This is a genomic window from Phyllobacterium zundukense, assembly GCF_025452195.1.
In the GTDB taxonomy this organism is placed as follows: Bacteria; Pseudomonadota; Alphaproteobacteria; order Rhizobiales; family Rhizobiaceae; genus Phyllobacterium; species Phyllobacterium zundukense_A.
The window spans coordinates 156,867-171,369 of record NZ_CP104973.1; the positions used below are offsets into that span (position 1 = coordinate 156,867).

The 14,503-nt window shown below is 56.8% G+C and carries 13 protein-coding genes and 1 pseudogene; 5 read left to right on the forward strand and 9 right to left on the reverse strand.

The window, feature by feature from the left end; genetic code table 11:
- Positions 1 to 102: 102 nt before the first annotated feature.
- Positions 103 to 1,353 (reverse strand): urea ABC transporter substrate-binding protein, encoded by a 1,251-nt coding sequence (gene urtA, locus N8E88_RS13160; protein ID WP_410010715.1) that lies wholly within the window; start codon positions 1,351 to 1,353, stop codon positions 103 to 105.
- Positions 1,354 to 1,712: 359 nt separating this feature from the next.
- On the opposite strand from urtA, the gene N8E88_RS13165 reads away from it, so the two are divergent.
- Positions 1,713 to 2,051, forward strand: coding sequence for a protein tyrosine phosphatase family protein (locus tag N8E88_RS13165; RefSeq protein ID WP_262294060.1), 339 nt, complete (start codon positions 1,713 to 1,715; stop codon positions 2,049 to 2,051).
- Positions 2,052 to 2,053: 2 nt separating this feature from the next.
- Here N8E88_RS13165 and N8E88_RS13170 read toward each other — a convergent pair whose 3' ends face one another.
- The gene (locus N8E88_RS13170) at positions 2,054 to 3,244 is read right to left on the reverse strand and encodes an acyl-CoA dehydrogenase (protein ID WP_262294061.1); all 1,191 of its coding nucleotides are present in this window, start codon (positions 3,242 to 3,244) and stop codon (positions 2,054 to 2,056) included.
- Between the two features lie 134 nt (positions 3,245 to 3,378).
- On the opposite strand from N8E88_RS13170, the gene mutL reads away from it, so the two are divergent.
- From mutL to N8E88_RS13185, 3 genes are all read left to right on the forward strand, one after another.
- Entirely contained in the window at positions 3,379 to 5,238 is a 1,860-nt protein-coding gene (mutL, locus tag N8E88_RS13175; protein WP_262294062.1) for a DNA mismatch repair endonuclease MutL, read from the forward strand.
- Positions 5,239 to 5,300: 62 nt separating this feature from the next.
- Entirely contained in the window at positions 5,301 to 5,537 is a 237-nt protein-coding gene (locus N8E88_RS13180) for a DUF2093 domain-containing protein (protein WP_262294063.1), read from the forward strand.
- A gap of 1 nt (position 5,538) precedes the next feature.
- Complete coding sequence (locus tag N8E88_RS13185; RefSeq protein WP_262294064.1) at positions 5,539 to 5,994, forward strand: hypothetical protein; 456 nt, start codon at positions 5,539 to 5,541, stop codon at positions 5,992 to 5,994.
- Here N8E88_RS13185 and lpxK read toward each other — a convergent pair.
- The 6 genes from lpxK to N8E88_RS13215 are packed head-to-tail and all read right to left on the reverse strand — an operon-like array spanning position 5,989 to position 11,562.
- The gene (lpxK, locus tag N8E88_RS13190) at positions 5,989 to 7,020 is read right to left on the reverse strand and encodes a tetraacyldisaccharide 4'-kinase (protein ID WP_262294065.1); all 1,032 of its coding nucleotides are present in this window, start codon (positions 7,018 to 7,020) and stop codon (positions 5,989 to 5,991) included. The two genes, N8E88_RS13185 and lpxK, sit on opposite strands and share 6 nt — an antisense overlap.
- Complete coding sequence (gene waaA / locus N8E88_RS13195; protein WP_262294066.1) at positions 7,017 to 8,336, reverse strand: lipid IV(A) 3-deoxy-D-manno-octulosonic acid transferase; 1,320 nt, start codon at positions 8,334 to 8,336, stop codon at positions 7,017 to 7,019. Before waaA ends, lpxK begins: the two co-directional genes overlap by 4 nt.
- Positions 8,333 to 9,106: a lysophospholipid acyltransferase family protein gene (locus tag N8E88_RS13200; RefSeq protein WP_262294067.1), complete on the reverse strand. Its 774-nt coding sequence runs from the start codon at positions 9,104 to 9,106 to the stop codon at positions 8,333 to 8,335. The genes waaA and N8E88_RS13200 overlap by 4 nt, the downstream gene beginning before the upstream one ends.
- A gap of 27 nt (positions 9,107 to 9,133) precedes the next feature.
- A complete protein-coding gene (locus N8E88_RS13205) occupies positions 9,134 to 9,382 on the reverse strand; it encodes a DUF4170 domain-containing protein (protein ID WP_224512456.1) in 249 nt (82 codons plus the stop codon).
- Between the two features lie 40 nt (positions 9,383 to 9,422).
- Entirely contained in the window at positions 9,423 to 10,232 is an 810-nt protein-coding gene (locus N8E88_RS13210) for a 3'(2'),5'-bisphosphate nucleotidase CysQ (protein ID WP_262294068.1), read from the reverse strand.
- Complete coding sequence (locus tag N8E88_RS13215) at positions 10,219 to 11,562, reverse strand: TldD/PmbA family protein (RefSeq protein ID WP_262294069.1); 1,344 nt, start codon at positions 11,560 to 11,562, stop codon at positions 10,219 to 10,221. The genes N8E88_RS13210 and N8E88_RS13215 overlap by 14 nt, the downstream gene beginning before the upstream one ends.
- Before the next feature lie 140 nt (positions 11,563 to 11,702).
- On the opposite strand from N8E88_RS13215, the pseudogene N8E88_RS13220 reads away from it, so the two are divergent.
- A pseudogene (locus tag N8E88_RS13220) lies at positions 11,703 to 13,542 on the forward strand (monovalent cation:proton antiporter-2 (CPA2) family protein).
- 48 nt (positions 13,543 to 13,590) lie between these two features.
- Here N8E88_RS13220 and N8E88_RS13225 read toward each other — a convergent pair.
- Positions 13,591 to 14,493, reverse strand: coding sequence for a patatin-like phospholipase family protein (locus N8E88_RS13225; RefSeq protein WP_262294070.1), 903 nt, complete (start codon positions 14,491 to 14,493; stop codon positions 13,591 to 13,593).
- Positions 14,494 to 14,503: the final 10 nt, after the last annotated feature.

Sequence of the window (14,503 nt, forward strand, 5' to 3'; positions counted from 1 at the left end):
GTTGAAATTTTCGGCGGAAACTCCATCCCCACATGCAAGGCGGGGATGGAGTCAGCTTCGGATGTGCCCGGACCCGAAGCCTGGGAGTGGGAGTTCAAACCCCTAGTTGGTAACGCCACCGCACTTGCCGCTGACAACGTTGAAGTTGCCGCACGACATCGGCTTGCGCCAGTCAGAAATCAGATCCTTGGAGCCCGGAAGGTAATCGGACCATTCATCGCCGACGACGAGGCCGGGCGTCTGGTAGACGATGTCGAACTGGCCATCGTCCTGCACTTCACCGATCAGCACAGGCTTGGTGATGTGATGATTGGGCATCATGGTTGCGTAGCCGCCGGAAAGATTTGGAACGGAAGTGCCGACGATCGAATCGATAACCGCGTTGGAATCCGTGGTGCCTGCGGCCTCAACAGCCTTCACCCACATGTTGAAGCCAATATAGGTTGCTTCCATCGGATCGTTGGTCACGCGTTTGTCGTTCTTCGTATAGGCATGCCATTCCTTGATGAACTCGGCGTTTGCGTCCGCATCAACCGACTGGAAATAGTTCCAGGCTGCGAGGTGGCCGACGAGCGGCTTTGTATCGAGACCAGCCAATTCTTCTTCGCCGACCGAGAAGGCAACGACCGGAATGTCTTCAGCCTTGATGCCCTGGTTAGCGAGTTCCTTGTAGAAGGGCACGTTCGCATCGCCATTGATGGTCGAAACCACGGCCGTCTTCTTGCCGGTGGAACCAAACTTCTTGATATCGGACACGATCGTCTGCCAATCGGACTGGCCGAATGGCGTGTAGTTGATCATGATGTCCTCATCCTTGACGCCCTTAGCGTTGAGATAGGCTTTGAGGATCTTGTTGGTGGTCTGCGGATAGACGTAATCGGTGCCAGCGAGAACCCAGCGCTCGACGCCTTCTTCTTTGGCTAGATAATCGACGGCTGGAATAGCCTGCTGGTTCGGCGCTGCGCCCGTATAGAACACATTGCGCGAGCTTTCTTCACCCTCGTACTGGACAGGATAGAACAGCATCGAGTTCAGCTCTTCGAAAACCGGCAGAACCGATTTACGCGAGGAAGATGTCCAGCAGCCGAATACGGCGGCGACTTTATCCTGCTCGATCAGCTGGCGTGCCTTTTCGGCGAAGAGCGGCCAATCGGATGCCGGATCAACCACCACAGCTTCAAGCTTCTTGCCGAGAACACCGCCCTTTTTGTTCTGCTCGTCGATCAAGAACAGCATCGTATCCTTGAGGGTCGTTTCGGAAATCGCCATCGTCCCGGATAGCGAATGCAGAATGCCGACCCTGATCGTGTCGTCCGCGGCGCTCGCGGGTGACATTGCCAGTGACGCACCCATCGCGGCGGCCGCCAAAGTCCCGATAAATCTGGCTGGTAGATTGAACATTAAGGTGAACCCCTCTTTTGGTTGTTGGTACCAAAGGAGTTCTAAGCAACGAGCGTGCCAAGTCGTGTTCGTCGGTTAAAGACATCTGAATTATTCAAAATTATCAGCATATTATGGGTTTTCATAGTCAATGCATTTTTTGCAAGATGTTTGGTTCCGACTCTTTCGCAACCCCCTTTAGCTCATACTTTAGTCACATAGTTATATATGCTGATTTAATAGGCATGGACAGAGTGTAAAGATGCTTTGATATGGCATTGGCCTCCGTTTGATGTATGGTACTTCGACACCAACTCTTCCAAGGACAAAAAATGGACATCCGTCAAATTGACGAAGATTTTGCCGTGACCGGCCAGATTTCACCCGATGATGTGCGCGATATTGTTGCCGCGGGCTATCAGGCGCTGATTTGCAACCGTCCGGACGGCGAATCGCCGGACCAGCCAGATTTCGCAGAAATTTCTCAGGTTGCCGAAAAAGCAGGCATTCCGATTTATTATGTTCCGGTTATCTCCGGTCAACTGACCCAGGACGACGTCGACGCCATGGCTGCCGCTTTGGATGAAGCCAGTGGCCCGGTTCTTGCTTACTGCCGCTCTGGCGCACGCTCAACCAATATTTATGGCATCGTCCAACAGCGGAAAGGCTAGCCTCAGAAGAACGCCTGGATACCCGTCTGGGCGCGGCCTAAAATGAGGGCGTGCACGTCATGCGTGCCCTCATAGGTATTGACCGTCTCAAGGTTCTGCGCGTGGCGCATGACATGATAGCCGATCTGGATGCCATTGCCGCCATGCATGTCGCGGGCGACACGGGCAATATCCAGCGCCTTGCCGCAATTGTTTCGCTTGATCAGACTGATCATCTCTGGCGCGACTTTGTCTTCGTCCATCAGACGGCCAACGCGCAACGCGGCTTGTAGTCCAAGCGCGATTTCAGTCTGCATGTCCGCGAATTTCTTCTGAAATAGCTGCGTAGCGGCCAGCGGCCGCCCGAACTGCCTGCGATCAAGTCCATACTGCACAGTGCGCTGCCAGCAATCCTCAGCAGCGCCCATCACACCCCAGGAGATGCCGTAACGGGCGCGATTGAGGCAACCGAAAGGGCCCTTCAGGCCGGAAACATTCGGCAGCAGATGCTCTTCACCAACGACGACGCCATCCATGACGACTTCGCCCGTTATCGATGCGCGCAGCGAAAGCTTCCCGCCGATCTTGGGCGCAGAAAGACCCTGCATGCCCTTTTCCAGGACGAATCCCCTGATCTGGCCATCATGCGCGTCAGATTTAGCCCAGATGACAAAAACATCGGCTATGGGTGAATTGGAAATCCACATCTTCGAGCCGGACAACCGATAGCCATCCGCGACTTTTGTCGCGCGGGTCTTCATCCCCGCCGGATCAGAGCCGGCATCAGGCTCGGTCAGGCCGAAACAACCAATCCACTCACCCGAGCCAAGCTTTGGCAGGTATTTCCTGCGCTGCTCCTCGGAGCCGTAGGCATAGATCGGATACATGACCAGCGACGACTGAACGCTCATCATGGAGCGATAACCGCTGTCGACACGCTCCACCTCTCGCGCCACAAGACCATACGCGACATAAGATGCTCCGGCGGTACCGTATTCTTCAGGCAAGGTCACACCAAGAAGGCCGGAATCGCCCATCAGCCTGAAAAGTTCGGGATCGGTCTTCTCTTCCAGATAGGCCTCTTCGATACGCGGCAGCAGCTCGCTTTGCGCGAAGGCGCGGGCGCTGTCGCGGATCATCCGCTCGTCTTCGGTCAATTGATCTTCCAAGAGAAAGGGATCAGTCCAGACAAAGGACGGCTTCGAATTGGCCATTTGAGTTTCCTCCTTGATGTGGAAAAGCCCTATCATCAAACTTGTGTCCAAAGCCAGATGGATGTCCAAATGTTTCCTGAGGACAGCCAACCCGCCGGATTTCCGTCGAAGGACGAATCCAGTATAGGTTTTCGATGGCTATCAAGCAGCTGACCGAAACAATCATAAACCAGATCGCCGCGGGCGAAGTCATCGAACGCCCGGCGAGCGTAGTGAAAGAACTCGTCGAGAATGCTATCGACGCCGGCGCAACCCGCATCGACATCGTTACCGCCGGCGGCGGCAAGAATTTGATCCGCGTCAGCGACAATGGATCCGGTATTCCTTCGGACGAGTTGCCTCTGGCCGTTGCGCGTCACTGTACTTCAAAGCTTACCGACAATGTTCATGACATACGCGCGCTCGGCTTTCGCGGTGAAGCACTGCCATCAATCGGCTCGGTATCACGGCTTTCGATGAAATCGCGAATAGCCGAGGCGGATTCCGGATTTGAAGTCAACGTTCACGGTGGACGCCTGGAGGGGCCTCGCCCGACGCCGATGAATGGCGGAACGATCGCAGAAGTGCGTGATCTGTTTTTTGCGACGCCTGCACGACTGAAGTTCATGAAAACGGATCGCGCCGAAGCTACCGCCATAAGCGATGTGGTCAAACGCGTCGCGATCGCTTTTCCGCATATCCGCTTTTCCATTGCCGGAAGCGACCGCACACCTTTGGATCTTGCCGCAACCGGTGCGGGATCGGCAGGTATGCTGGAGCGCATTTCGCAGGTGCTCGGCAAGGAGTTTCCCGAAAACGCCATTGCTATCGATGCAATGCGCGATGGTGTGCGCCTATCTGGCTTTGCTGGCATTCCTGCATTCAATCGCGCCAACAGCCTGCAGCAATTCGCCTATGTGAACGGACGACCCGTCCGCGACAAGCAAATCTGGGGCGCGATACGCGGCGCCTATGCCGATGTGATTTCGCGCGACCGGCATCCGGTAGTCGTGCTTTTCTTCAATCTTGATCCGGCTCTTGTTGACGTCAATGTGCATCCGGCCAAAGCCGATGTGCGCTTCCGTGATCCTGGGCTCGTGCGGGGGTTGATCGTCGGGGCAATTCGCGAAGCACTCGGCCAATCCGGCATCCGCGCCGCGACCAGCGGTGCCGAGGCGATGCTGAATTCATTCCGACTTGGCGGCATGGGACCAATCCGACCAGCAGCAGCACAGCGCTGGCAGGGCGCAGCTGCGGTCAATCAGAACTACAATGTCCAGCAATCGCCCTATCGCCCGTTCGCTACGGAGCCAGCCGCACTGCATGGTGGAGAGGGTTTTGCGGAAACGGTTCAAACCTTCCTTTACGATGGTGCAACGGCGCTTACCACGGACACACGGGCTGGGATGGCTGAGGCTCCACACGAGCTGTTGTCGACAACACTCGGGGCCGCAAGAGCGCAGATCCATGCCAATTATATCGTCTCACAGACAGAAGACAGTCTGGTCATTGTCGACCAACATGCGGCACACGAGCGGCTGGTCTATGAGGCACTGAAAAATGCGCTTCATTCGCAGCCCCTGCCCGCGCAGATGCTGCTTATCCCCGAAATCGTTGATTTGCCGGAAGAAGATGTCGGGCGGCTTGTAGCCCACGCGGAGACATTGGCGCGCTTCGGCCTCGGCATTGAATCTTTCGGGCCAGGTGCGATTGTCGTGCGTGAAACGCCCTCCATGCTGGGAGAAATCGATACGCAGAAACTGATCCGCGATCTTGCGGATGAAATTGCCGAACACGATACATCCGACGGTCTTAAAGCCATTCTCGATCACGTTGCCGCGACCATGGCGTGCCATGGCTCTGTTCGCGCCGGACGACGCTTGAAACCTGACGAAATGAATGCCCTGCTGCGCCAGATGGAGGAAACGCCAGGCTCCGGTACCTGTAATCACGGCCGCCCCACCTATATTGAATTGAAGTTGACAGACATTGAGCGCTTGTTTGGCCGCAGGTGAGTCTTGACCGGCACGACCCCGGGCGCCTAAATGAAATGAATTGATAAAACCGGAACGCATTTATGAACAGATTTGAAGGCCCTGGCTCGCGCGAAGCCAAAATCCGCTATCTCGACGGCGATTTCCAGGTCCTGTCGCCGGGCTCCTATGTCTTGTGTTCCGTTACCTCCGAAAAGATCCCGCTTGACGAACTGAAGTACTGGAGCGTCGCGCGGCAGGAAGCCTACGCCGACGCACGGATTTCATTGGAGTGCGAGATCGAGATGAACCCCGCTCTGCGTCAACGCAGCAAGGCCTGAGATGCGCTCGAGGCGCGCGGTACTACTTTCGCTTCTTGCTGCCGCTACGCTGGCGAGTGGCTGCACCACAGATAGCGCGAGCCGCGAGCCGACCTATAGCGGACCAACGAAAACCATACGCGGCTATCTGCGAGGTTCTCCCTATACGTGGCTTACGGCAAGTTCCGTCGTATACATCAATGCCTATGACGCCACAGGAGGGAATTCCTCCCACATGCCCAAGATCGGGGGGACGAGTTTCACACTCAACCGCAACGGCTATTTCCCCGTGGCATATGAAATCGAGATTCCAGCGAGTGGATCGGTGCCGCGCGTTGCGCTTTCCGTCGAAATTCGGCGCGGAGGCAATATTCTCTTCTCGAATGACCGCAACTTCAGCCAGACGACCGGACGCAATCTCGACATACCCATGCGCGAAGCACCGCCGAGAATTCGGAATTTCCGCGGGCGGTTATGAGCGTTTGAGAGAACGCATCCGGGCGCGATCTCGCGTTTCCCGAATGATGCGTAACGCAGTCTGAGGATGACTGAAAACGAGCTCCACCTCCAGAACCAGGACCCGCGACGCGAACTCTTTCGCGGCCGGGCTACCGTCCAGCAACCGCACTTGGTCCTTTGCCGTTGTAATCAAAGTAAGACCGTCCTTGCCGGCGTCCCTTACAAGATCGGCAACGTCCTCGTCCTTATAGGGGTGATGGTCGGGGAACGATCTTGTTTGCTCGACCTTTGCACCCGCCTCTTCAAGCGTCCTGAAAAATTTGGATGGATCGCCAATGCCTGCAAAAGCGAGCAAGCGTCTATCGGTTATCCCCTCCAGTGCTTTGGGTTTGAGGACGGCCTCGTAAACGGGCTTGGCCGCACGCGCAGCGTTTCGGACCAGTTTGTCAGCTCTGTTGGCCGTGCCGATCTTCAGCAACGCGTCGGTACGAACCAACTGGTCGGTCAAGGGCGCGCGCAAGGGCCCACCCGGAAAGACGTGGCCATTGCCGATGCCGCGTCCGGCATCTACGACAAGCAGAGCATAGTCGAAGTGAAGACGGGCGCTTTGAAAGCCATCATCCATGATGATGAAGTCGCACCCCGCATCCTGTAACGACTCTGCACCGGCAAGACGGTCTGTGCACACGACCACCGGTGCATGCCGTGCGAGCAGCATCGGCTCGTCACCAACATGGCGGGCACTGTCGTGGTCCCGATCAACGCGGTGCAGACCGGAGAATGCGCCGCCATAGCCACGCGAAACAATGCCTGGCTTGAGGCCTGCTGCGGTCGCCGCCTGTGCAAACGCTATGGATGTCGGCGTTTTGCCTGCTCCGCCCAAGGTGAAGTTACCGATACACAGTACAGGCAAAGGTATGGCTGGCGGCTTGGCCCGGCGCATACGCCGTCCGGCAACTATTCCATATATTTTTGAAAGAGGGCTCAGAGCCCGAGCGCGCCAGTCCGGTTTCTCCCACCAGAACGGAGGCGCTTCGCTCGTCATTTCCAGCCTTCGCGATTGCTCAGACGTGCCTGCAAGACCAGAGGCTGGATAAAGGGTTCAAGCGCGGTCATGGTGCGGGTCAACGAGCCGCGCATGTCTTCGACGGTCTTTAACCCGGCATCGATCATGATTTGGCGTTCTACAGGGTTGTTGAAAAGGTAATTCACCGCGCCAGCCAACATGTCCTTGTCGCGTACAAGCTTGGCGCCGCCATTCTTGATCAGACGCTGGTAGGAGTCGCGGAAATTCTGGACATTTCGCCCGGAAAGAATAGCGGACTTCAGCATGGCGGGTTCCAGGGGGTTCTGCCCGCCTTGGGCCGTCAACGAGCGGCCGACAAAGGCGATTTCCGTCAGCCGCAGATAAAGTCCCATGTCGCCTATCGTATCGCCAAGATAAATGTCGGTATCGGGCTCAATCTGATCTCCCCGACTCCGTAGCGCGACCTTCATGCCCAACTTCTCAATCTCGGCTGCAATCTGCGCTGCACGATCCGGATGGCGGGGAACGATGATGGTCAGCAAGTCGCGATGCCGCGCCTTCAGCATATGGTGGACCTGCGCAACGACCGCCTCTTCGCCCTGGTGGGTCGAAATGGCCGCCCAAATCTTGCGCGATCCGATCATACGCTGGAGCGAAGCAAGCTCTGCATTGTTTACCGGCGGCACGGCGGTGTCGACCTTCAGATTGCCCGAAACCGTCACCGGCCTTGCACCAAGGGCGCGGAACCGTTCGCCATCGACTTCGGATTGGGCGACAACATGCGCAAGGTTTTCAAACAAAGCTTCGGCGATTGACGCGCGCCTGTGCCACGATGCGAAAGAGCGATCCGACAAACGGCCGTTGACGAGAACTTGCGGGACCCGCCGCGTCCCGAGTTCGAGGATCGTCATCGGCCAGATTTCGGATTCGCAGATGACTGCGAGGTCGGGCTGCCAGTGGGTTAGAAAACGATCGACTGCAGGCTTCAGGTCGAGCGGGACATACTGATGAATGACCCGGTCCCCGAGGCGTTCCTGCACCATCTTCGCAGATGTGACGGTGCCCGTCGTCAGGACCACATGGATGCCTGTGTCGATAATTGCTTCCACAAGCGGCGTGACAGCCGATGTCTCGCCCACACTGGCCGCATGAACCCAAATGAGTGGCCCCGAAGGGCGGGCAACGCTCGCATTGCCGTAGCGCTCGCCATGACGACCGCGCTCTTCCTTGCCTTTGCTCGCGCGGAAAGCCACATAGGCGCCAACAATCGGGAAGGCTGCTGCACCGACCCATCGATAGGTGCTCAGGACAAATCTAGCCCAACGTTCGCTCATGCTCTACCATCCACCAACTCATGCACCCGAACGGTGTTCGCATTCAAACTATTGGTCAATTCGACACGTTTGGCTTCAAGCATTGCATCGTCGGCATCCTCCGGCACGAAAATAGGGTCGCCAATAATCAGCCCCGACCTGCCAAAGGGCAAGGGAATGGCGGTCTTGTCCCAGCTCTTCTCCAAGACTTTTCGTTTAGACGTCAGGTAGCAAATCGGGAGAATTGGGCGGCCAGACAGCTTGGCAAGAAGGATGACGCCAATTCCGGATTCACGCGGCGTCCCGTGCGGGATATCAGCAATCATGGCAGCGGTCTTACCTTCCTTGAGTGCTTTTTTCAAGGCGAGCAAGGCGCGCGCACCACCCTTTACCGTCCCCCTTACCCGGTCCCTTCCACCTGAACCGCGCACGATCTCGACGCCAAAGCGTTCAGCGACACGTGCATTGAGTTCAGCGTCCTTGCTTTTCGAGAACATGGCAACAAAGCGAACACCACGCGGCATCAGGAATGGCGCCATCAGGTGCTGGCCGTGCCAGGCAACAGCTATGAAAGGCTCGCCGCCACGCTTCATTTCCTCTAGATCGGAGGAACCGGGAAGCCTCGGGTTGGTAGCATTGACCAGCCGGAAAAACTGCGTGATCAGAAAAGCGATCATCGAGCGGACCATCGGCGAGTTTGCCAAGGGGCCACGTACCCTTCGCCAAAAACGTTTCAGCATCCCGCTCTTTCGCCGGGGAGACTTGGTTGCCGCTGGGATGTGTTCACTCATGTCGATAGGTCGTGACCGCACCAGCGATCAATCCGCCTTGCCTGTGACTGGATCCAGCAACTTATGCATGTGCACGATGAAATAGCGCATGTGCGCATTATCGACCGTCTGCTGTGCTTTGGATTTCCACGCACGCTGTGCAGTTTCGAAATTTGGATAGATGCCGACAATATCGAGCTTGTCGAGATCGCGAAATTCAACGCCGCCCAATTTCTTCAACTCGCCGCCAAAGACGAGATGAAGCAGTTGCTTTTGATCTGATGCGTTTTCGCTCATGGTTGCCCATCCAAATGATCGAATTGAAGTTACTGCCTGTTTATCCGAAGGCGGTTTCGGCGACAACGGCCAACATGTTATCCATTAGTAGACCGCTGGCCGCAACGAGTCCCTCATGCCGGTAATCGCCGGTACTGGTATTGCGTAAGCCATAGGCGAGTGGCTTGCCATCAGCTGTCAAGACATTGCCACCCGCCTCCGAAAGGATGAGGTCCGCCGCAGCCAAATCCCAGTCATGCGAGTTGGGGCGTACAAAAGTGCCAGCAATATCGCCACGCGCCACCATGGCGATCCGATAAGCTAGCGAAGCCACATAAGGAGCATGTTCGATGGAAGCAAGGAAACGCTCGGGCAGTCTTTTCAAAAATGCACCAGGGCCCGCTATCTTGAATGGCTGGTTCTCGGCCTGAACGTGTATAGCACTGCCATTTTGCTCCGCGCCGAAACCCGGCAATGCCGTGAATATTTCCTCGCGCGCAGGACAGTCGAGTACACCTGCGACCGGCCGCCCGTTTTCTACGACGGCAACGCTGACACACCAGACATCCTGCCCTTCGATAAAGGCGCGAGTTCCATCGATCGGATCGACCACAAAGAAGCGTTGTCTGGATGAGGCTACCCGTTCATCAAGCGTCTCTTCCGATATCCAGCCATAGTCTGGCCGTGCGGTCAGCAACATGTCCTTCAGATACTTGTCTGCGGCAAGGTCTGCTTCTGTAACGGGCGAATTGCCTGTCTTCATCCAGATTTGCGGCGCTTGCTTAAAATACGAGAGCGCTATTCGTCCCGCACCTTCTGCAGCCTCACGTATCAGTTCGAGATCTTCGCGATTTTGTCTATTTGCCGGCAAGAGTCATGCCTTCGATCAGGAGAGTCGGGCTGGCAACACCGAAATTGCGATCAATATCGTTGGCGGCAACGAGATTGAGAAACATCTCTTTAAGATTGGACGCGATGGTGACTTCGCTCACCGGGTAAGCAAGTTCGCCGTTCTCGATCCAGAATCCCGAAGCACCTCGACTGTACTCACCGGTGACCATATCCACGCCATGGCCGAAGAGTTCGGTAACGTAGAAGCCCGTCCCGACAGAACGGATGATTTCTTCGGGTGTCTTGTCTCCCGGCTCTATAGCGAAGTTCGTCGAAGATGGGACGACCGTCGAGCCAGAACGAACACCCCGGCCATTTGTGGTCAAGCCCAATTCCTTGGCTGTCGAGGTCGACAGAAACCAATGCCTGAGCACACCATTCTCAATCATGTTGAGCGGCACGCCCTCCATCCCTTCGCCATCGAAGGGACGTGAGGAAGGGCCGCGAACCCGCAACGGATCGTCGGTGACATTGATCGCGTCCGAGAGAATTTTCATCCCCATACGATCCTTGAGAAAACTGGTCTTGCGCGCAACCGATGCCCCATTGATCGCACTGGCGATGTGACTGGCAATGCCGCGGGCAACGCGCGGATCGAACACGACGTTAACGCGGCCGGTCTTTGCCTGACGTGCACCAAGGCGCTTGACAGCCCGCTCGCCGGCGGAGCGACCAATGGCTTCAGCATCGTCCAAAGCGTCGAAATAGATACGCGACGAAAAATCATAATCGCGTTCCATGGCAGTGCCGCTTCCGGCAATGGCACTGACCGAGCGCGAAAAGCGCGACCCCATGTACTGCCCGGCAAAGCCGCCAGACGTAACCAGCACAAGGCCTCCCATACCCGCCGACGCCGATCCGCCACCGGAATTGGTAACGCCTTCGACAGCAAGAGCGGCTTCTTCTGCGGTCAGGGCTGCCTCGGTCAATTGCGCTGCGTCAACTACCGTCGAATCATAAAGATCGAGGTCACGGATGTTGCGCACGAGATTTTCGGGGGTGGCAAGTCCTTCAAATGCGTCGTCCGGTGAAACCTTGGCCATGGCGACGGCGCGCTCCGCCAAAACGTTCGGATCAACGCCGGCATTGGCCGAAACGCTCGCAACCTTGCGTCCGACGAATACGCGCAATGAAAACTCGTCGCTTTCCGAGGACTCCGTCGATTCGACTTTTCCGAGCCGAACAGTCACGCCCGTCGAGCGCGAACGTACGACAACCGCATCGGCGGCATCGGCCCCGGCACGCTTCGCAGCTTTCACAAGTGCCGCCGCATTGTCTACGAATTCGCGGGAATTTACCGGCTCGGTCATTTTCGTCTCTAACGTTGATTGCATGATAGGATGCAAGGACTTATCTGACGCAAGTCAGATGCATTCCTTCCTATATGGTGCAAATTGGGGTCTATCAAGGCAAGCTAACGCAACAATCTCACAGCCGAGGTCACAAATATATGCTCTCGCAAAGCGGCAACCTCTATTTTCAGGCACTGGCACTTCTCGCGGGGGCAATAATTGCGGCGCCGCTGTTCAAACGTCTTGGGCTCGGCACGGTTCTCGGATATCTCGCTGCTGGCTTACTGATCGGACCTCTGGCCAATCTCATTACCGATGGTGAACAGGTCCTGCATTTCTCCGAACTCGGCGTCGTGTTCCTGCTTTTCGTCATCGGCCTCGAATTGAAGCCCTCGCGTCTCTGGACATTGCGTCATGCAATTTTCGGCCTTGGCGCCGCCCAGGTCATCGTCACCGGTGCTGTGCTCACCGGGCTGATCCTCGCCTTCGACTTGATGACGTGGCAGGCTGCGGTTGTGACCGGGTTTGGTCTGGCACTCTCTTCGACAGCATTTGCCATGCAGATATTGGAGGAGCGTGGCGAAACAGCCACGCAGCACGGTCAGACTTCGTTCGCCATCCTGCTATTTCAGGATCTGGCCATCGTTCCGTTGCTGGCGATGATCCCTGTCCTTGCGCCCGGCTCTGCGCAGCACGAGGCGGATCCGCTCGGCCAGTTTCTCATTGCAGTCATCTGCATTGGTGCAATCGTCGCAGTCGGACGCTATCTCCTCAACCCCCTGTTTCGCTTCATTGCCAATACGGGCGCACGCGAAGTCATGATTGCCGCGGCGCTGTTCGTGGTGCTTGGCGCGGCCGTTCTGATGCAGTTCGCCGGGTTATCGATGGCCATGGGCGCCTTCATTGCCGGCGTTCTTTTGGCGGAGTCTTCCTACCGGCATGAGCTCGAAGCCGATATCGAACCATTTCGCGGTGTGTTTCTCGGCCTGTTCTTCATGGCAGTCGGGCTCTCGCTGGATCTCGATGTCATTCTCACCGACTGGCTGGCAATCCTGCTTGCAGTACCGGTCTTCATGGCGATCAAGGCGCTCGTCGTCTATCTGCTGGCACGGCTCTTTCGCTCCAGTCACAACGATGCGATCCGGATTGCTTTCTTTCTACCGCAAGGCGGCGAGTTCGGCTTCGTATTGTTTTCCGCGGCCGCTGCATCTGGCTTGATGAGTGTGTCCGCAGCTTCAGAACTGGTGGCAGTCGTAACGCTTTCGATGGCCGTCATGCCGTTATCCGTCGCGCTTGGAAACAAGTTTCTAGCCAATCCAAACGCCGAAGACGAGATCGACGAGGACTTCGATGGAGCGGGTGCAGATGTGATGATGATCGGTTTTTCGCGTTACGGTCAGATCGCGGCGCAAATTCTGCTTGCTGGTGGAAGCGACGTGACTGTCATCGACGCATCCGCAGATCGGATACGCGCGGCAGGACGATTCTGGATTCCGCATTTATTTCGGTGATGGCACGCGCAAGGAAGTTCTGGAAGCTGCGGGAATACGGCAAGCCAAGATCGTTGCCGTCTGCACACATATAAGAGAAACGACGGATCAAATCGTTGAAATGATCCAGGCGAACTATCCGGATATCAAGCTGTTCGTCCGTTCGTATGACCGCGTTCACACGTTGAAGCTACGAGCGCGTGGGGTTCACTACGAGCTACGCGAGACGCTGGAGTCCGGCTTGGTGTTCGGCCGCCGCACTCTCGAAGAACTCGGTGTCAGCGAAGAGCTCGCCCATGAAATCATGGAGGATATTCGGCGGCGCGATGAGGACCGGCTGCATATCCAGGCGTCGGAAGGCCTGACAGCCGGCAATGATTTGTTGTTGACGCGACCGGTAACACCAGAACCGCTGATCAAGCCGACACGCGAAGCCAAGCGTATCGATACGGTTCCCGACGAGGAAATGGACGCAGCCATAGAGCCGGACCCCACTCCGGCTGAGTAGGCATAGGGTCAGACTCATTTCGACCAGATTAGTAGGTCCTGACCCTAGTCACTCCAGTTCGCGATGTTCCACGTAGGTGATGGCGGCATCGACCGCGCGTTTCAACTCCTCCTTGATGCCGGCTGAGTCGCGCAATACCTGCTCGACGCGGAGAAAGTCGAGAACGCCGAACCGTGCGACGTTTGGGCGGAGGAAAATTGCCGGGGGATCGGTACGCAGGCGTGTCGCGATGATCGACTGCATCATCAACTGACTGGCGCCGAACATCGCATCAATGGACGATGGAAACTTGCCGATATCGCCTTCCGGTCCTCCAACGACGTCGATAGCGATCACGAACGCCGCCTTATTTTTCAGGTGATCGAACGGGACAGGGTTATAGATGCCGCCATCGATGAGGATGCAATCGTCCCGACGCACGGGCCGAAACACTGCCGGTATGGCTGCTGACGCGGCGATGGCGCTATAAAGATCGCCTTCGGCGATCGGCACCTCTCTTTGGCCGTAAAAGTCGGTAGCCGTTACGCTCAGTGGAATAGTCAATTCTTCGAACGTGTCTGGAATGCGATCGGGAAGAAAACTCTTGAGCACCTTTTCAATATTGAACTGGCTGAAGCGGATACCGCCGCCCAGCATTTCACCAAAACTGGCAGGACGCATACGCCACAGCCGTGCCGCAATTTCAGCGCGCCGCGAAAGAGTGGCGATCGCATATTCGCGGATGTCACGGCCGGACATGCCTGCCGCCATGCCTGCGCCCATGATTGCACCGATGGAGGAACCGGATATTGCCGTCGGCCGTATGCCGAGTTCGTCCAGTGCCTCGATGACGTTGATATGAGCCAGCCCCCTCGCCCCACCGCCGCCGAATGCAATGGCGAAAGTCGGCGTGTCGGCGGGACTACCCGCGCCGCTCCGCTCATCCATCTCTTGCAGATCGCGAGCGATCATGACGCTCCAT

Excerpts from the sequence above, each read along its gene's own strand:
- urtA (WP_410010715.1), bottom strand. The coding sequence starts at position 1,353 with ATGGGTGCGTCACTGGCAATGTCACCCGCGAGCGCCGCGGACGACACG.
- N8E88_RS13165 (WP_262294060.1), top strand. The coding sequence starts at position 1,713 with ATGGACATCCGTCAAATTGACGAAGATTTTGCCGTGACCGGCCAGATT.
- N8E88_RS13170 (WP_262294061.1), bottom strand. The coding sequence starts at position 3,244 with ATGGCCAATTCGAAGCCGTCCTTTGTCTGGACTGATCCCTTTCTCTTG.
- mutL (WP_262294062.1), top strand. The coding sequence starts at position 3,379 with ATGGCTATCAAGCAGCTGACCGAAACAATCATAAACCAGATCGCCGCG.
- N8E88_RS13180 (WP_262294063.1), top strand. The coding sequence starts at position 5,301 with ATGAACAGATTTGAAGGCCCTGGCTCGCGCGAAGCCAAAATCCGCTAT.
- N8E88_RS13185 (WP_262294064.1), top strand. The coding sequence starts at position 5,539 with ATGCGCTCGAGGCGCGCGGTACTACTTTCGCTTCTTGCTGCCGCTACG.
- lpxK (WP_262294065.1), bottom strand. The coding sequence starts at position 7,020 with ATGACGAGCGAAGCGCCTCCGTTCTGGTGGGAGAAACCGGACTGGCGC.
- waaA (WP_262294066.1), bottom strand. The coding sequence starts at position 8,336 with ATGAGCGAACGTTGGGCTAGATTTGTCCTGAGCACCTATCGATGGGTC.
- N8E88_RS13200 (WP_262294067.1), bottom strand. The coding sequence starts at position 9,106 with ATGAGTGAACACATCCCAGCGGCAACCAAGTCTCCCCGGCGAAAGAGC.
- N8E88_RS13205 (WP_224512456.1), bottom strand. The coding sequence starts at position 9,382 with ATGAGCGAAAACGCATCAGATCAAAAGCAACTGCTTCATCTCGTCTTT.
- N8E88_RS13215 (WP_262294069.1), bottom strand. The coding sequence starts at position 11,562 with ATGACCGAGCCGGTAAATTCCCGCGAATTCGTAGACAATGCGGCGGCA.
- N8E88_RS13225 (WP_262294070.1), bottom strand. The coding sequence starts at position 14,493 with ATGATCGCTCGCGATCTGCAAGAGATGGATGAGCGGAGCGGCGCGGGT.